The organism is Rhizobium anhuiense bv. trifolii, assembly GCF_024346605.1.
GTDB lineage: Bacteria > Pseudomonadota > Alphaproteobacteria > Rhizobiales > Rhizobiaceae > Rhizobium > Rhizobium anhuiense.
This window is the reverse complement of the sequence record NZ_CP098803.1, coordinates 1,030,579-1,047,473: the sequence shown is the minus strand read 5'-3', so window position 1 is coordinate 1,047,473 and position 16,895 is coordinate 1,030,579. Positions and strand designations below refer to the sequence as shown.

19 protein-coding genes are annotated in these 16,895 nt (G+C 60.3%); all 19 read right to left on the bottom strand.

Features of this window, described 5'->3' with window-relative positions; genetic code table 11:
* Nucleotides 1-24: 24 nt before the first annotated feature.
* The 19 genes from NE851_RS13715 to NE851_RS13625 all read right to left on the bottom strand — a co-directional run bounded on the left by NE851_RS13715 (nt 25) and on the right by NE851_RS13625 (nt 16,757).
* Entirely contained in the window at nt 25-564 is a 540-nt protein-coding gene (locus NE851_RS13715; RefSeq protein WP_047613623.1) for a membrane protein, read from the bottom strand.
* A complete protein-coding gene (locus NE851_RS13710; RefSeq protein ID WP_047613621.1) occupies nt 564-929 on the bottom strand; it encodes a hypothetical protein in 366 nt (121 codons plus the stop codon). Before NE851_RS13710 ends, NE851_RS13715 begins: the two co-directional genes overlap by 1 nt.
* 122 nt (nt 930-1,051) lie before the next feature.
* Complete coding sequence (locus NE851_RS13705; RefSeq protein ID WP_047613620.1) at nt 1,052-1,615, bottom strand: rod-binding protein; 564 nt, start codon at nt 1,613-1,615, stop codon at nt 1,052-1,054.
* A gap of 31 nt (nt 1,616-1,646) precedes the next feature.
* On the bottom strand, nt 1,647-2,060 hold the full coding sequence (locus NE851_RS13700; RefSeq protein WP_047613619.1) for a hypothetical protein: 414 nt from the start codon (nt 2,058-2,060) through the stop codon (nt 1,647-1,649).
* 4 nt (nt 2,061-2,064) lie between these two features.
* Nucleotides 2,065-2,817, bottom strand: coding sequence for a flagellar biosynthetic protein FliR (gene fliR / locus NE851_RS13695; protein WP_047613616.1), 753 nt, complete (start codon nt 2,815-2,817; stop codon nt 2,065-2,067).
* Nucleotides 2,814-4,901 (bottom strand): flagellar biosynthesis protein FlhA, encoded by a 2,088-nt coding sequence (gene flhA / locus NE851_RS13690; protein WP_047613614.1) that lies wholly within the window; start codon nt 4,899-4,901, stop codon nt 2,814-2,816. Before flhA ends, fliR begins: the two co-directional genes overlap by 4 nt.
* An 89-nt stretch (nt 4,902-4,990) precedes the next feature.
* Entirely contained in the window at nt 4,991-5,257 is a 267-nt protein-coding gene (fliQ, locus tag NE851_RS13685) for a flagellar biosynthesis protein FliQ (protein WP_009992823.1), read from the bottom strand.
* A 91-nt stretch (nt 5,258-5,348) separates the two neighbouring features.
* Complete coding sequence (gene flgD, locus NE851_RS13680; protein WP_047613610.1) at nt 5,349-5,780, bottom strand: flagellar hook assembly protein FlgD; 432 nt, start codon at nt 5,778-5,780, stop codon at nt 5,349-5,351.
* Nucleotides 5,771-6,220 carry a flagellar biosynthesis repressor FlbT gene (gene flbT / locus NE851_RS13675; RefSeq protein ID WP_029868218.1) on the bottom strand — a complete coding sequence of 150 codons (450 nt, stop codon included), beginning with the start codon at nt 6,218-6,220 and terminating at the stop codon, nt 5,771-5,773. The genes flgD and flbT overlap by 10 nt, the downstream gene beginning before the upstream one ends.
* Nucleotides 6,217-6,564, bottom strand: a complete 348-nt coding sequence (gene flaF / locus NE851_RS13670; protein WP_029868219.1) for a flagellar biosynthesis regulator FlaF — start codon at nt 6,562-6,564, stop codon at nt 6,217-6,219. The genes flbT and flaF overlap by 4 nt, the downstream gene beginning before the upstream one ends.
* A gap of 31 nt (nt 6,565-6,595) precedes the next feature.
* The gene (locus NE851_RS13665) at nt 6,596-7,642 is read right to left on the bottom strand and encodes a flagellar hook-associated family protein (protein ID WP_097622994.1); all 1,047 of its coding nucleotides are present in this window, start codon (nt 7,640-7,642) and stop codon (nt 6,596-6,598) included.
* Between the two features lie 3 nt (nt 7,643-7,645).
* Complete coding sequence (gene flgK, locus NE851_RS13660; RefSeq protein ID WP_047613609.1) at nt 7,646-9,133, bottom strand: flagellar hook-associated protein FlgK; 1,488 nt, start codon at nt 9,131-9,133, stop codon at nt 7,646-7,648.
* A 36-nt stretch (nt 9,134-9,169) separates the two neighbouring features.
* Nucleotides 9,170-10,471 (bottom strand): flagellar hook protein FlgE, encoded by a 1,302-nt coding sequence (locus NE851_RS13655; protein WP_047613606.1) that lies wholly within the window; start codon nt 10,469-10,471, stop codon nt 9,170-9,172.
* A gap of 126 nt (nt 10,472-10,597) precedes the next feature.
* Nucleotides 10,598-11,269 carry a transcriptional activator Rem gene (gene rem / locus NE851_RS13650; protein WP_029868223.1) on the bottom strand — a complete coding sequence of 224 codons (672 nt, stop codon included), beginning with the start codon at nt 11,267-11,269 and terminating at the stop codon, nt 10,598-10,600.
* A gap of 280 nt (nt 11,270-11,549) precedes the next feature.
* Complete coding sequence (locus NE851_RS13645) at nt 11,550-12,107, bottom strand: lytic transglycosylase domain-containing protein (protein ID WP_029868224.1); 558 nt, start codon at nt 12,105-12,107, stop codon at nt 11,550-11,552.
* Entirely contained in the window at nt 12,055-13,494 is a 1,440-nt protein-coding gene (fliK, locus tag NE851_RS13640; protein ID WP_168332628.1) for a flagellar hook-length control protein FliK, read from the bottom strand. Before fliK ends, NE851_RS13645 begins: the two co-directional genes overlap by 53 nt.
* 2 nt (nt 13,495-13,496) lie before the next feature.
* Nucleotides 13,497-14,786 carry a chemotaxis protein MotC gene (gene motC / locus NE851_RS13635; RefSeq protein ID WP_183908788.1) on the bottom strand — a complete coding sequence of 430 codons (1,290 nt, stop codon included), beginning with the start codon at nt 14,784-14,786 and terminating at the stop codon, nt 13,497-13,499.
* 4 nt (nt 14,787-14,790) lie between these two features.
* Nucleotides 14,791-16,131: a MotB family protein gene (locus tag NE851_RS13630; protein WP_183908786.1), complete on the bottom strand. Its 1,341-nt coding sequence runs from the start codon at nt 16,129-16,131 to the stop codon at nt 14,791-14,793.
* A complete protein-coding gene (locus NE851_RS13625; RefSeq protein WP_097596019.1) occupies nt 16,128-16,757 on the bottom strand; it encodes a hypothetical protein in 630 nt (209 codons plus the stop codon). Before NE851_RS13625 ends, NE851_RS13630 begins: the two co-directional genes overlap by 4 nt.
* Between the last annotated feature and the right edge of the window lie 138 nt (nt 16,758-16,895).

The window sequence follows — 16,895 nt, the reverse complement described above, 5'->3', positions numbered from 1 at the left end:
TTGTCGTCGATGATCGGATGTCGCCTAATGCGCAGGAGGCGCCGGCGTTTCGCCGGCCGGTGCGGTCTCGACGATCTTGACGGGTGTGCCCACCTTCTTCGGCTGGCCGGCGGAGCTTTCCTTGACATCTTCCTTGGAGAGATAGTCGAGCTGCTCCAGCATCACTTCGGCGACGTATTCGCCACCCAGGCGCTCGTTCATGCCCTTCTTGATCTCTTCGCGGAAGGCCTTCGGATCGAAAGATTTGATGTGGGCGATATCGACCATCTTGTTGCCGACGAGCAGGCTGAAAAGCTCATCCGTCGTCATCTCGGACAACGGCAGCGTCACGCCCTTCAGCATCTCCTTGTTCATCATGAACGAAACGCGGCCGAGGAAGTAGCCGGTGACTGCGCCGTTGCCGATGATCGGTACCGTGATCGTTTCGCCCTTCACCAGTTCGAGTGCGCTCTGCTTGGAATCGGTTGCCGCAGGCGCCGGCGCGGTCGCCAGGTACACCGAGAAATAGACCGATGCCAAGGTGATGGCGCAAACCCAGACACCGGTGAGGACGAGCTTGATCATCAGTTTCCACGCATGGCGAATTGTTCCTGGGAATAGGTGCCGTCGGCATCGGCATCCTGAACGGCGTTCTTCAGGAGGTCGGCGACGGCACGCACCGCTTCGAGATGCGCCTCGACGCGGCGGGCATTGAGAACCAGCTTCTTCTTCAAGCCATGCAGCTGATCGAGATGGGCAGCGGCAAGCTCGGCCGGATCGGTATCGCGGAAAAGCATCGACAGCTCGTAGAGGCAGCGGCTCTTATGCGCATTGGAGACCTTGAGATCGAATTGCGGATCGCTGCCGATCCGGGTGTTCTCATTGTCGATTATCATTTCGAGGCGTCCGAGAACGGATTTGATCCTGTATTCGTTCGAAACTATTTCCATTGTACCCTCGGTTATGCGTCGCTTAGAGCATGGCGCCGAAAAGTGTGCGCGGTTTTCGGACGACACCATGCTCTGACTTTAATTGAGAACAGGATTCAGATTTCAGGCCAACGGGCCTAAAATCATCCTGTTCGATCGGTCTTGGCTTCGGCGGTCGGTGTGCCAAAGGTCTTACGCTGGAAGTCGTCGATCATGCTGATCGCTGTGTTGCGGTCATCGTTGTCGGTCGAGGCATTGACGATCTTGCCTTCCTGCCGGCGCAGTTGTTCGCTGTACATCTGCTTGGCGATGCCGATGCCGTCACCCTTGGCCATGGTGTTGCCGAGCTGTTCGGCCATCATGCCTTTCCAGATATCGCCGGTCGCGCCCTTGCCGTAGACGTCTTCGCTTTCGCTCGGCAGCATGGACTTGACGAAATTCTGCAGAACCATGGCCTCGAACTTCCGGTAGCTTTCCGGAACTTCCTCGGCCTTGGTGCGGTTCTGGATGTCGGCGAGGCCGCTCTTCTGGCCGATATGATCGAGAACATCGACCGTATTGGAGAAGCCCTTGCCGTTTTCGGCGAGGCTCGTTGCGGCAAAGGCCGCACGATTTGCCTTCAATTTTTCCTGGGCCGCCTGAACCTCCATGGGGTCGGCAGCTTTGACAACGTCCAGGACCAGATCACTGGGGGGCGAAATAGCCACGTTAGAATCCTCTGAATTAAGATCGTAACGACTATGGTTTTTGAAGCTTGCTGGAGGCTGGCGTTGCGAATTGCTGATCGATGACATCGTAGACGGCATTGTCGTCGGCCTCGCGGCGCTCGGCCTCGAGGGCTTCCTTCATGCCCTCTTCGAAACGATCGCCCTTGGCGCGCTCGCGCGCCAGCCGCATCTCGTGGACCTCCTGCATGCCGGTCAGTTGCTTGTCCTTGATGGTGAGCCTGCCGAATCGATCGGCGTAGCTCTGCGAGAAGGCGTGGTGGACCGGGTCCATCGAGCCGAGCGCGAGGATGACGTCGTCCATCGCCGCATTGACCTCGACGCGCTGGCGGCTGGTTTCGGCCAGGTCGTTCTCGGCTACCCGTTCGATATGCCGCTGCACCGAGAGCAGTCGCTTGAGTTTCTGGGAGCGCGTCTTTTCGGTCATCGCCTCATCGCCCGATATAGATCGAGCCGAAGGACTGGCCGAACTGGCTGACCATCGCCGCAATCGAGAAATAGATCAGGAAGAGGCCGCCCATCAGCAGATAAGGTGTGGAGATGAAGTAAACCGGGATCTGCGGCGCCAGCTTGTTGATGAAGCCGATCGAGACGTTGAAGATCATGCCATAGATCAAAAACGGGCTCGACAGCCGCAGCATGATGTAGGTGGTCTGCTCCAGCGTGTCGGTGAAGGAGATCAGCGTCGCGCGCATCTGCATCAGGCCGCCGAATGGCATGGTCGTGTAGGAATCGATCAGCGCGCGGAAGACGATGTGATGGAAATCCATGATGAAGAGAATCATGATGCCGGCAAAGGTGACAAAGGCCGACAGGCTGTTTTCCGACGTGTCCTCGATGATGTCGGTGGACCCCGGCTGGGTATAACCGACCATCATGGCCATGATCGAGGCGGCGAACTGCATGCCGAGCGTATAGATCCTCGCCAGCATGCCATACATCACACCGATCAGCGATTCGCTGAATATCAGGCCGATATAGGTTGCAGAACCGGTGTGAACGGCCGGATAGACAGTATCCCAAAGCAGCGGCATGACGGCGATAGACAGCGCGCCGGCAATGAAGACGCGCAGTTGTTCGGGCACGCGCGCCGAGGAGAAACCCGGAAGAGCCAGCACACAGCCACCGATCCGGCAGAAAACCAGAAACAGCGCCAGAACGGTCCCTTGCGGGTCTGTTATCATGAAATAGAGCCCAAAATCTTTATCTCGATGCCCTTGGCCAGTTCGACATGCGACAGGACCGGGAGCGTGGCGAACAGCCGTTCGATGATCATGCGCACATAGGAGCGTGTTTCCGGCGATGTGACAAGGGCGAATGGCAGGCCGCGATCCATGAACTCACGGATAACTTTGGTGGCCTGCTCGCTGAACTCTTCCAGGCTGCGCGGATCGATGTCGAATTCGATCACCTCGCCCTTGGCGTCGCGCTTCAGCGCCTGGTGGAAGGCCAGATCCCATTTGCTGCCCAGCCTGAGCACGCGCAGCACGCCATTGTCGGCAAGATCGCCGCAAAGCTGCTGGGCCATGCGGATGCGGACGTGCTCGACGATCTGCTCGGTCTTCCTGACATGCGGGGCAAGCTCGGCCACCGCTTCGAGAATGAGGTGCAGGTTGCGGATCGAGACGCGTTCGGCAAGCAGGAGCTTGAGCACCGCCTGCAGGCCCGAATAGGACATGTGCGACGAGCAGATCTCGTCGGCGAGCTTCTTGTATTCGGGGTCGAGCCGATCGATCAGCACCTTGACGTCCTTGTAGGACAGAAGCTGCGGCAGGTTGTTGCGAATGACCTCGCTCATATGGGTGAGCACGACCGAGACGTTGTCGATCGGCTGGAAGCCCTCGCGTTTCAGATCGTCGGCGAAGTTTTCGAGGATCGAGACCGCCGGCATGCCGAAAGCGGGTTCGCGGATTTCGTCGCCCGGAATGCTCGGCCGGCGGCCGGCGCCGGTGACGACGAGGACTTCGCCGACGCGCAAGAGATTGGAGGCGACCGTCGTGCCGTGGATGCGGATCTGGTAAGACTTCTCGGCGATAGCGATATCGTCCGTGACCTTGATCTCGGGCACGACGAAGCCGTATTGCGTGGCGAACTTCTTGCGCATCTTGCCGACGCGGAAGGCGAGCTCCTGGTGGGCGCCGAGCAGGCGCGTCGAGACCATCTTGCCGAGTGCGAGCTCGATCTCGGAGGTGCGCAGCACCGACTTGACCGAATCCTTTTCCAGCTCCTTGCTCTGGACGACCTTCTTTTCCTCCTGCTCGCGGCGAAGCTTGTTTTCCGCCTCGACCTGCCGCGGGATGAACCAGGCGCCGAAGGCAAGAAGACTGCCGAGGATCACGAAGGGGACAAACGGCAGACCGGGCATCAAGGCCAGGACGAACATCAGCACGGCCGAGACCGAGAGCGCGCGGGGATAGCCGCTCAACTGGTTGACAACAGCCTGGTCGGTGGAGCCGGTGGTGCCGCCGCGCGAGACGAGAAGGCCGGCGGCGAGCGAGACGATGAGCGCCGGCATCTGCGAGACGAGGCCGTCGCCGACGGAGAGCTTGACGAAGACGTCGGCCGCTTCGCCGATCGGCATGCCGTGGCGGAAGTAGCCGATGATGATGCCGCCGAAGACGTTGATGGCGGTGATGATGAGGCCGGCGACGGCATCGCCGCGCACGAACTTCGAGGCACCGTCCATCGCACCGAAGAAGGAACTTTCCTCCTCGAGTTCCCGGCGCCGACGCTGGGCTTCCTTTTCGTCGATGATGCCGGCCGAAAGATCGGCGTCGATCGACATCTGCTTGCCGGGGATGGCGTCCAGGGTGAAACGCGCGCCGACTTCGGCGATACGCGTGGCACCTTTGGTGATGACGATGAAGTTGATGGTGATGAGGATGAGGAAGACAATCAGACCGATGACGAAGTCGCCCGACATGACCAGGCTTGCGAAACCGGCGATGACGCCGCCGGCCGCGTCGTGGCCTTCATTGCCGTGGGACAGGATGACGCGCGTCGTCGCGATGTTCAGCGCCAGCCGGGTCATCGTCGCGATCAGCAGAATGGTCGGGAAGGACGAGAAATCGAGCGGCTTCTGAATCCACAGCGCGACCATCAGGATCAGAACCGAGAAGGCGATCGAGAAGGCCAGGCCCATATCGATCAGAAATGGCGGGATCGGCAGGAAGAGAATGCAGATGATGCCGACGATGCCGAGGGCAAAACCGACGTCGCGCAGGCTCGGGGCGACTTTTGGAATGGGGAGTGCAGGTGGTTGCGCCATGACGATTCCGTCTCTTCATGAGAGGAGGCGGATATGAGTCCGCCCAATTCGAATCGAGACTTAAATGGCGAAGCTTGCGCGAAGGTGGCTCAGAAACCAGACTGGATGCGCGAGAAGACCAGATTAGTGAAAATCGAGATCTGCGAGCCGACGAAAGGCGCGGTGACGCCGACCGTGATCAGCACCGCGACGATCTTCGGAACGAAGGTCAGCGTCGCTTCCTGCACCTGGGTCAGCGCCTGGATCAGGGCGATCACGAGACCCACCACCATCGCGGCGATGACCGCGGGACCGGCGGCAATCAGCACGGTCCAGATCGCGGCCTGGAACAGATCCAATGCATCAGCTTCATTCATCCGAAGGCAACCTCATATCGCCTTGAAGCGGCCCCGCCTTGGCCGGACCGCGCTTGGTTGGCGTCAAACAGGCGCGTTGGCGCCGTTCGCATCAGGAGCTGCTGCTCGGCGCCTCGTCGGCAACAGTGATTCCCGTCTGCACGAGTATCTTATCGCCATCTTCGGTCGTCGCAATGATACCATCGGAATAAACCTTGACGGAATCGATGATGCCTTTGACGGTGCCGTCGGCGCTTTCCATGTATTTGCCGACGTAGCTGCTGGCCTGGGTGAGGCTCGAGCTTGCCAGAAGCGTGTCCAGCTTGGTGTTGGTCTGGATCGTCTGCTCGACCTGCGAGAAGGTTGCCAGCTGCGCCACCTGCTCGCTGGCATCCATCGGATCGGTCGGATCCTGGTTCTTCATCTGCGCGATGAGCAGCTGCAGGAAGTTGTCGTAGTTCAGTGTCGCCGACTTCGAGCTCGAACTCGTCGAGGAGGTCGTCGAGGTCGTTGAGGTCGCGCTTGTTGTTGCATCTACCGCCATGGTGCAATCTCCCTGCGAATCTGCTCGACCATCGTTGGCGGCATTTCGTGGTTGTTGAGGATGCTGTCTTCGATCGCGTAGAGGCCGCGGATCGCCTTCAATGCATCGAAGGCACGGCCGGTCGACACCAGCGCGTCGATGCGCTTCAGTTCGGCGAGGATTTCCTCGTTCTTGAAGCAGGTGAGCAGCATGGTGATCGACTTGCGGAACATCGCCGTCGAGTGGTCCTTGCCCTCGGGATTGATGAGGATCATCTGCGCGATGAAATAGAGCTGACGCAGGGGCGTGGTGGCGCCTTCCGGCTGCAGGACGTGGTTTTCGAGAAGGAACGTCACATCATTCAGGAATTCCAGCGCGACCTTGCGGTCGACGCGCAGGACAGCGCCGTTGATGAAGATTCTTTCTCCGGCTTTCAGAGAAATGCGAAGTGTACTTTTCATTTAAGTCCATCCCTGATGATGGTGGTAACGTCGATGATGCCCTGGTAGTTATTAGACTGACGTTTTCTGATCCTGTCGCATTCCTTCAATATCCAGATCGCAATCGAGATGAGGTTGGCCCTGAGCTCGATCTCCAGCTGGTTGTCGGGATGTTTCAGATCTTCGATGAAGCTGATCCACACCCGGCGCGTATAAAACAGGGCTTCAATGGCTTCCCGGCCGTATTTTTCCTTTTCGCGCGCCTGCGAAAGCAGATCTATGGACCGGTCAAGAACCTGCCATTCCCGCTCTTTCGCGTCGGCCACCGAGTCCTGCATGACTTCGGCATATGAGAACTGATACATTCATGCATCCTTCTTTGCGCGCCTTTGATCATCAAAGGTAGTTTACGAGACTCAACTGCTGGATCTTCGAGACGATCGTGTAAGCGGTTTCAAGCTGCGTTTCCAAAGTCTTGACGAGCGTCGAGGCCTCGTAGGGATCGACGCCCTGCAGATCGACGAGCTTGTTCTTGATGATGTTCGACTGGGCGTCGAGGGCGTCGTTGGATTTCTTGACGCGCTCCTGGGAAAGACCGAGCTGGCTTGCCTGGGTCACGAGGCCGCTGGTCGCCTTCGTCGTATAGCTGATCGCCTGCTTGGACACCGTGCTCATTGCATCGCTGCTGAGGCCCTGGTCGAGGAGCGCCGAGGTCATCACCGAGGCGAGCGCGAAGTAGCGCATGCCTTCGGAATTGGCGTTGGTCGAGGATTCGATCACTTCCGAGTTGCTGATACGGCTCGTCATGTTCTGGCTCGACGCTTGCGACCAGCCGGTCGTCGCATCGGTCCAGTTCGCTTCGCTGAACATCGGCTCGACCGTCGACGTTATGAAGGTCTCCATTTCAGCGCCGGTCAAATCGCTGACCGCCTTGCCGAGGCCGGTCGCATAAGTGTTCAGCTCCGTGACGATGGTGGCGCTCGTCGTTGCGGTCATATCGGTCAGCGGCTGCACATCGGTATTGATGCCGGAGAACAGATATTCGCCGTTCACCATGGTGTTGGCGGTGTCCATCATCGTGGAGAGCGCACTGGTCGCCGACTGGATGGCGACGGTGATGCTGCCGGGATCGTGGCTGCCCTGGAGTGCTGTCAGCTTCGAAACCAGGCCGTCGCCGACGTCCTTCATCTTGGAAAGGCCGAGCTGCGAGGATTCCATGCGCGCGGCGACAAGCGAATTGCTTGATTTGATCGAGGCTATCCTGTCGGTCTCGCGGGTGAAGTCCACGCTCCTGGCGGCGTTGCCGCCGAGAGAGACACCGATATCCGCATAGACACCCGTCGTCGCTTCCATCGTTGCCTTGGTCATCTGGTTCTGCCCCTGACGGATCGTCAGGCGCATCGCGTTCTGAATGGCTGAACTTGAAATAAATGAGCTCTTCATGGCTTAACTCGCAATATCCAGCAATGACTTCAACATTTCGTCAACGGCGTTCAGGATCTTCGTCGCCGCCTTGTAGGACTGCTCTATGTCGAGGAGCAGCGTCAGCTCCTCGTCGAGGTTGACGCCCGTCTCGTTGGAATAGGCTTCGTCGGAGCGTGAAAGCGCCGCCGAGGTATTTTCCGCCGCCGTCGTGGCGTTGCTGCGATACTGCTCGAGCCAGCCGAGGGAATTCGTGGCGTATTCCATGATGCTGACGTTCGAATCGATGCCCGTCGTGGCGTCGAAGCCGACGGTCGTTCCCGTTGCCGGGTCGAAATCCATATCGGAGCCCAACGCCGTATAGAGGCGATCGAGTTCATCCGTATAGCCGCTTTCGCCCGACGTGTTCACAACGACGCCGGTGGCATTGATGCCGCCATCGCGCAGGCGCATCGGGTCGCCGCCCTGTGAGGTGATCACACGGGTGCTGACGGCGATGGTCGAGGCCATGCCGTCAACGGCGGTGGAGCCGTCCTCGACCGTGCCGCCGCTCCAGGTGAAGAGGCCGGGCACGTAGGCCGGGGTGCCTGACGAGTTGTCCTCCTTGAAGATCGAGACCAGGCCGCGGGCGATTTCGTCGAGCTGCTTCTGGAAGTTGGGGGCGATCTCGTCGCGGACCTGCAGGAGCGACTGAAGGCTTCCCATCCCCGTCGTGGTCGATCCGCTGCCGAGCGGCAGCGCGACACCGTCGATATAGACGGAATTGCCGACGGTGGTGGCGGTATAGATGTCCTGAGACTTGACGGTCACGGTGCGCGGAACCGTCTCGAAGAGGATCGTCCCGTCGGGCGTGCTCAGCACCATGTCGTTGTTGTCGCGCGTCGTCGCGCTGACGCCGACGATCTTCGAAATCTGCTTGAGAGCCTTCTCGCGTTCATCGAGAGCGCCGGAAGCATCGGCACCCGAGGCCGTGGCGGTCTTCACCGCATTGTTGGCCTCCTCGAACTGGCTCAGCAGCGTATTTAGCGTTTCGACGTCGGTGGCAATCTGCTTGTCGGCGGTGGCGCGGACGTCCTGAACGGATTGCGAGGCGTTGTTCAGCGAGTTGGCGACATCCTGGGCGGCGGTGATGGCGCCCTGGGCGGCGACGGTGCTGCCCGGCGTCGTGCGGAAAGCCTGAAGCTTCTGCTGGAAAACACCGAGATAGGTGGATGGCGACGTTTCGTAGTCGTTGCCACCCATGATCGACTTGAGGTCCTCGAGACCGCCGAGCAATGCCTGCTGGGCGCTGTCCTGAGAGGATGACTTCAGGTACTGGCGCAGCAGGGCATCTTCCTGCGCCCGGTCTATCTTGACGACCTGGGCGCCGTTCAGGGACGTGGTAAGCATCGCCTGCCGGCGCACGTAATCTTTGTTGCCGGCATTCGAGATATTGTTCGATACGACACTGCTCTGCGTGCCGGTATTGTTGAATATGCTCTGCGCGGTATTAAGTGCTGACGTGAGCGACATGGCTTACCCGTTACCCTGATTATCTCTTGAGCCTGATTATCTCTTGAGGTTGACGAGGACGTCCATGATGTCGGACCCCGTCTGGAACACCTTGGAATTGGCGGTATAGCTGCGTTGCGACTCGATCATTTCGGTCAGCTCGCCGGCGAGGTCGACGTTCGAACCTTCGAGAGCGCCCGATTTGATCGTGCCGAGGCCGTTGGTCTGCGGGAAGCCGGTGACGGTGACGCCCGACTGGCCGTTGGCGCTGTAGACGTTGCCGCTCATCAGCGTCAGCTTGTCGGGGCTCGCCACATTCGCCAGCGGAATGCGGTAGAGCGGCTTGGTGCTGCCATCCTCGTATTTGGCGTAGACGATGCCGTCGCCGTCGATCGTGACGTCCTTGACCGGGCTGGCGGCCTGGCCGTTCGGTGTGCCGGTGCCGGCAAACTCGGAGGCGAGCTGGGTGAAGCCCGTGAGATCCATGTCGATGTCCAGACCAGTCACCGGATCAGTGATTGTGAAGGTGCCGGTCGAGTTGGTGATCGCGCCAGTGGAGTCGAAGTCGAGCGTGGTCGAACCCACAGTGCCGCCGGTGGTGCTGTAGGGGAAGGAGGTCGTGCTGCCCGTCGTCGCATCGGCGTTGCGGAAGACCGCAACCTCCCAGGTGCTGGCGGTACCTGTAGACGGCGGCGGCGTCGTGGCCGAGGTCTTGGTGAAGTAGAAGTCGTACATCACCTTGTTGCCGAGAGTGTCATAGGCAACCATCGAGAACTTCTTGGTGTCAGTCGTCGTGGTGGTACCGTTGGCGCTCGGGAGATTCGCCGCGGTCGACTCGACAGTGGCGTTGGAATTGAGGTTGCCCGTGAAGACGCCTGAGGTCGAGGCGATGGCGGTCAGCCCTTCCTGGTTGACGTTGACCGGAACGAGGCCGTCGAAACCGTTGACGACGACGGCGGGAGAGCCGGAGTCGTAGGAATAGCCCATCAGCTGGAAGCCGGCGGAATTGACGAGGTTGCCTTCGTCGTCCTTGGTGAAATCGCCGGCACGGGTCAGAACCGGCGTGCCGTCCGCACCCTGGACGATGAAGAAGCCGTCGCCCGAAATCGCGAGGTCGGTGCCCGAGGTGGTGTAGGAAATATCGCCCTGGTCGGAAACGGCCTGGCGCACGGAGGTCTGAACGCCGCCGGAATTGTAATTGCCGCCCGAGGAAGGCAGAACGAGCGACGAGAAGCTCGTCGACACTGCCTTGTAACCGCTGGTGTTAACGTTGGCGATGTTGTCGGCGACGGTGCTGAGGCGGTTCGCCTGCGCGTTCATCCCCGATACTGCCGTCTTCATGCTGCCAAAAATGCTCATCTGAAAACCTCGTTTTACCTGTTAAACTCGAGAGTATTTGTCGGGCCTTGCGTGAAGCTGTCTGTCATGCTCGCAGCGAGGCCGAATATCGAGGTTCAGCCGGGCGCCGCCACCCGGCCGGCAAAATCAGGCCCAATCGATGCAGTAGCCAAGGAAACGCTTGGAATCGACCGGATCGACGCCGAGCTTCTTGCGCAGCTTCTTGCGCAGCTTCGAGATGTGGCTTTCGACGACGTTCTCCTCGACCTCTTCATCGAAGATGCCGTAGATGGCGTTGAAGATCTGGGTCTTGGTGACCCGGCGACCGCGATTGGCGATCAAATATTCGAGGATACGGCGCTCGCGCCGGGGAAGCGCAAAGACCTCGCCGTTGATCTCGGGGTCGCGGCCATCCGAGAAGACGCGGATCCCGCCGATCTCGGTGTAGTTGGCGATCGCCTTCAGCCGGCGCCGGATCGCAGCCGCTCTTGCGAGGATTTCGCGGGGATGCACCGGTTTGCGCACCACGTCGTCGACGCCGCAATCGAAAAGCGCAAGGGTGTTTTCGAGCGAGGGCTGGTCGCTGACCGCAATCACCGGCGCCATCGACCGATCCCGGATCGCCCGGGGCAGTTCATGGTTGCGCTGGCCCTGCCCGATCAGGAAAGCCTCGACTGCCGCTATATCGGAATCGGCAGCGGTCTGTACCCACTCGCCGAACTCCGTTGGATCAAAGCCGGTGGAGGGAATGCCCTCACGGCCGAACAGAGATGTGTATCCATCTTTCACGAGCTCACGCTCATCAACCACTACGATCATTCGTCCGCCTCCGAATCAGTGTGGCACTTCGATGATCTATGGGTACGAATCGCACGAATCGGCGACAACTCGTTAAAGTTAATGGCAGAAATTAATAATTGATTAAGATCTCGGGTCCGATTTGATCTATATCTAGTGGGTATGATTGAATATGCACACCAAAATTTCGTGGAAAAGTTAACGCCCGGTTAATTATGGCTTGCACACGGGTTTCGTGCCGGATTCCCGCCATATTGTGACACAGTTTCGTCACAATATGCCTCTTCCATTTTTGGTTGCACTAATTTCGGCAAAAGTTACTCGCATTGGGAGTCCACTTGCCGTAGCCCGTGGCAACCAGATTGGCGATGACGCGACAGACATATTGCTTCTGCGCCGGATCGTTGTTGGGTCCGGCATGGTATCTGGCTACCGCCATCGTCCATGTCTCGTGCCGGTCATGAAGGTTGCGGAGGAATTTTGCCGCGTACTCTACGTTGCGGTGTGGGTCGAACATATCCTCGGCGGAGCCGAAATTTTCACCGTGATAATAGTGGTTGATCTGCATGCAGCCGATGTCGATGAGCTTCGCGCCGCTGCTGCGGGCGACGTCGAATTGCCGCATCGCATCCTGCTCCGAGGGCGGAAAGATCGCCTTGCCTTCGACGTTCATGGCATAGGGATAGAGCGAGCCCTTGCGGCCGGTCTCCGTCAGACCGACTGAATAGAGGATGCCTTCCGGGATACCATATTTGGCAGCGGCCGACTGGATCTCGCGTTCGCAGGCGCCGGTGGAGGCTGATGCCTCAGAGGTAAACGCCGCCAGTGCCGCTGCTGCCGCCAGTACGAGCGTCTTCAATACCAGTCTCGCCTGCGCCATTGAAGCCTCCATCCGTCCGTGCCGTCTGATTGTGACGCTCGCGCGCCTCGCCGCCCTGCCCCTGCTGGGGGAGCGACTGCTGCTGGGAGGCCTGGCTGCCCGCCTGGTTGCCGGTATCGGCACGCTCGACCGGCGCCATGCTGATGGTGACGTTGTCGACGGCGTAGCCCTGGCTGCGCAGAGCTTCGAGAATCTTGCCGTGGTCTTCCTTCATCTGACGATAGGCCGCCCCCGTTTCGACCTTGAGGTCGACATTCAGGGCGTCGCCGGACAGGCGCATGGTCGCCGTCACCAGGCCGAGATCGAGCGGGTTCATCTGGATCTTCAGCGTATTGACCACCTTGCCGGTGCTCGTCCATTCCGCCGCGTTGGAGAGCGCCGAGCTCGGTTCCATGGCGCGCGCCCATTCGGAATCGCCGGAGAGAGCAGCGGTCACGGCGGCGGAATTCGAATTCTGCATCAGGCCGATATAGCGGCGCGATTCGAGCACCGAAACATTTTCGACATCGGCCTTCTTCGCGCCATCCTTCGCCCCGGCCTGATCAGTGCCGATGTGGACATCCATCGATACGCCGCGGCCATCGGCACGACTGATCCTGAATGTCCTGCCATCTGTTGCTTCGGCACTCTCCGCTCCGGGAAGCTTAACGTCATCCGCCTTGCCGCTCTCGACGTTGCTGCTGACGGCCGCCAGAGCATCGGATGCATGGCCGCCCGCCTTGGCGTCGACCCCATCGAGTTTCTTGTCGGCCGGTCCGGCCTCACCGGCCTTGGCGGACAGATGGTGGGCGGCTGTTGCCGCCGGCAAGGCGACGGCGCCGTCGGCAGGTTCCTGCTTCAGCAGGCCGAGGACGTCGGAAATGCCGCCGTCATCCTCGTCGCTGTCCTGGTCCGTATCGGTTTCCAATGCGTCGGCCTTGGCGTGCTTGCCACTCTTGGCCGTCTGCACCACCTCATCTGCGGGACTGTCTTTCGGATCGAGCGTGCCGAAGGCGAGATCGGCCGGCATTTTGACCCCGGCCTTTGCGGGCTTTGCCGCAACCTTTTCGACATTGGCGATCGTTTCCGGCGGCACCTCCGCCTGCGCCTTCAGCGCGGCGTCACTGAGATCGACCAAAGGCTTTGCGCTGCTGCGGCCGCGGATCGTCCGCGCCACTTTCTCCGCGGCGCCATCGGCAGCCGTCCCTTGATCCGGTTGCGCATCGTCGGTGTCGTCATTGACGGCATTGCTGCCTGCCTTGGCAAGCACGTCGAAGAAGCCGTTCTTCTGGCCGGCGGCATCATCTTTTCCGGCCGGCCGCGCGGATTTCGCAACCGCAGCCGACTCCGCACCGGAGGCTCCGCCCGAGACGCTGATATCCATCATAATTAATTGCCTTCCTGCGCCAGAAGACCGTCGATCTCGTCGAGCTTGGATCGATTGGTCGTCACAAATGCGTTGAATGAGGGGTCGGTATCCTGGCTCTGGCCAGTCGATGCCACACCTCCCGGAACAGGCTCGGGAAGCGCGCCTGGCGCTTCCGGTTGCGTCGCTATCGCCGCAGCCTTTTCAGAAGTGATTTCTTGATGATCAGTGTTAGGAGTGGATGCTTGCCTCAAGCTTGCCGGATCGGGAGCGCGCAGGATCTGGTCGGCGACCGATCGCGCCGCCTCCTGCAGCGCCTGATCCCGCGGCGAGAGCGTATTGCCGTCAATGCCGCGGACATTCTTTGCCGCCCGGTCGACATCCTCCGTGGGAAGGCCGGCCATGCCGCCATAGAAATTCGCAAGCGGCCCGAAGGCATTGTCGGTGTCGGCGCCAAGCGACTGCACCCGTTCGACCGCCATATGCGTCAGCTCCGGCTTACCTGATATCGCCGCAGCACGGGCGATGCGCAGATAGACCTCGCGCTGGCGCGGCGCATCCATGAAAGACAGGATATCGACGACATCCTGCGGCTTCACGTCGTGATCGTGACTGACGACGAGCGTGACGAAAAGATCGGCGAACTGGCTGGCATAGGGCGAATGCAGAAAGCGTCTGACATAACGCTGCGAATAGGCTATTCCCTTATCGAGCATCCCCTTGTCGACGCAGATGGCGACCGAGCGGCGCAACGCCGCCTCCTCGACGATCGTCCCGGGTGCTGCAAGACGCGCCTGGTCGTAGAGATCCAGCGCGTCTGCCGGTTTCGTCGCGATCAGCACGTTGCCGCCGATCAGCGCAAGATAGGGGCCGATCTTCTTGTCGCGATATTCCCGGGCCGTCTCCTCCAGCGTCTTGGCGACGAGCAACCCTTTGCCGCTTAGATATTTGCGCAGCACATCGGTGACGCGATTGTCGAAATAGCCGTTGACGTCGTGGGCGATCAGATATTCGAGCGTCTGGGGATTGCCGCCGCTCATCGCATAGATCAGCGCTGCATCGACATTGCGGTCGTCATCGAAGACCGAAGTATCGACGGTGCGCAGCCGCTCGTCGATCGTCCCCAGCATGAAGCGCTGCATCTCGCCGGCCGAATGATCGCCGGTGACGACGGAGTCCTGCACGAACTGCAACGACCGCAGCATCTTGTACGGCGCAAGATCGTCCGGATCCTGCGCCTTGCCTGCGGCCGGCGAAAGCATCGCCAGGCCGAGGGCCACACATCCGATATAGCGATGCTGCCGACGCGCCATCCGACTATCCCTTATCCGCCTGCACCAGGATCTCGATCCGGCGGTTGGTCGCGTTGAACGGGTCGGTCGGCAACTTCAGCCGACGGTCGGCGAAGCCGGAGACCTGGGAGATACGTTTCTCGTCGAGCCCACCGCGCACGAGCATGTAGTAGGCGCTCTGGGCGCGGTCCATCGAAAGCCGCCAGTTCTCGTTCTGGGTGCCCTTATACTGGCGCCCGTCCGTGTGGCCGCGGATGGCGACCGCGCCACCCCTCTCCTTCAGGATCGCACCGATCTTTTCCATGGCGAGCACCATCTCCTGGCGCGGAACAGCAGAACCGATATTGAACATCGAATCGTCGCTCTGGTCGGAGATGCTGACCAGCAATCCGCCTTCGGACGCCGTCACGGTCAGGCCTTCGGCGAGCTTGCCGGCAACGCCGCCGATCTGCTGGGCGATCTGCTCCTGCAGCTGCTCTGCTTCCTTCTGCTGCTGCTGCTCGGCCTCATCAGCGCTCTTATCCGCATCCTTCTGATGTTCGGCGTCTTTCTGAGCTTCCGCCTTCTTGTCGTTGGCAGACTTGCCGGCCGGCGCCTTGCCGTCCTTGGCTTCGACCGCGCCCTTCGTTTCCTTGGCTTCCTTCGTTTCCTTGGTTTCCGGGGCAGCCTTCTGATCGGTGGTCAGCGGTATCGGCTTGGTGTCTTCGAGCTTGGCGATCTCGGTCGTCCCGCTCTCGACCGCCTGCTGGTCGCTCTTGCCGGGAGGCGCCGACTTGCCGGCCGTGGTGACCTCGACCTGCTTCGTCCAGAAATCCGGATCGAAAGGATCACGATAGGCCTCGCCGCCATCGGCGCCGGTGGCCGGACCGGAATCGGCGGCGCCGCCGTCGCCCTTGGCGCTGACATTGGCCTGCTGGCCGACTTCCTGGGCGATCTCGGCGAGAACCGAATAGGGATTTTCGAAGAAATCGGCCTCGGAATAATTGGTTTGGTCGCCTGATGTCGATGTCTGGTCGTCACCATCCGCCGCGGCCTTGCCGTCGTTCGGATCTTCTTCCTTCTGCTTCGACTTCTCCTGCTTCTCCTCGCCTTCGGCGTTATCGACAGGCTTCTTCAGACCCTTCTCGGTCGGCTTTTCGTCGGAGAGCTTGATCGGATTGAAATAGGTCGCGACCGAGGCCTTGGTCTCCTCGTTGGCGGCATTGACCAGCCACATGACCAGGAAGAACGCCATCATCGCCGTCATGAAGTCGGCATAGGCAATTTTCCACGCACCGCCATGGGCGCCATCGTGATCGCCGCCGCCATGTCTCTTGACGATGATGATCTCGTTTTTGCCGTGGTGGTGGTTTTCGCCTTCGCTCATTCGAGAACTTTCTTCAAGCTGGCCGCCCAGGCGGACATACGGGTGACGATGACGGAATCACCGATTTCGACGGCAAGATCGATATCGTCGGTCTCAAAATGGCGAACCGCCTCGGCATGTTCGCCGAGCTCGGCCTTCAATATGTCGAAAAGCCGGGTCGGTCCCTTGACGACGATCGTTCCAGCGGCGCCTTCAAGGATCGCGTCGCGCAGCAGTGTGGCGAGGTTTTCGGCAGCTTCGGCGGCAAGCGCTTCCGTCATCACTGGCGCGATGGCGGCGGCGGCGCCGGCGCTGACCAGCTGAGCGAGTTCTTCGGCAATATCGCGGATGCGGGATGCAATGACTGCTGCCGCCTCGACTTCGTAGCGAAGCTTCAGCTCCTCGAGTTGACGCGCATGGACTTCAGCCAGCGTCCGCGCCTCCAGCGCGTGTTTCTCGGTCAGTTCCGCGGTGGCCGCGGCATGACCTTCCGCATAGGCTTCGCGGCGCTCCGCCTCGACGTCGATCGCCGGTTCGCTCGGTGTTTCGGGGAACATGTCGCCACCGAAATCATCCATATCGAGGACCGGCGGTGACGGTTCCGGTTCGCCGAAATCCTTCAAATACCGGGAAAGCGAAATGCTCATAAAAACCATCCAGCATTCGGGAGGCATGCAACATGCCCGCTCCCGCTCAAAATGTCCTTGCGCGCCGACATCTCCCTTCGAAACGGGCAAGGGCCTGACCTTGCGCCGGCACGGATTCGGACGATGCCTTCATGCCGG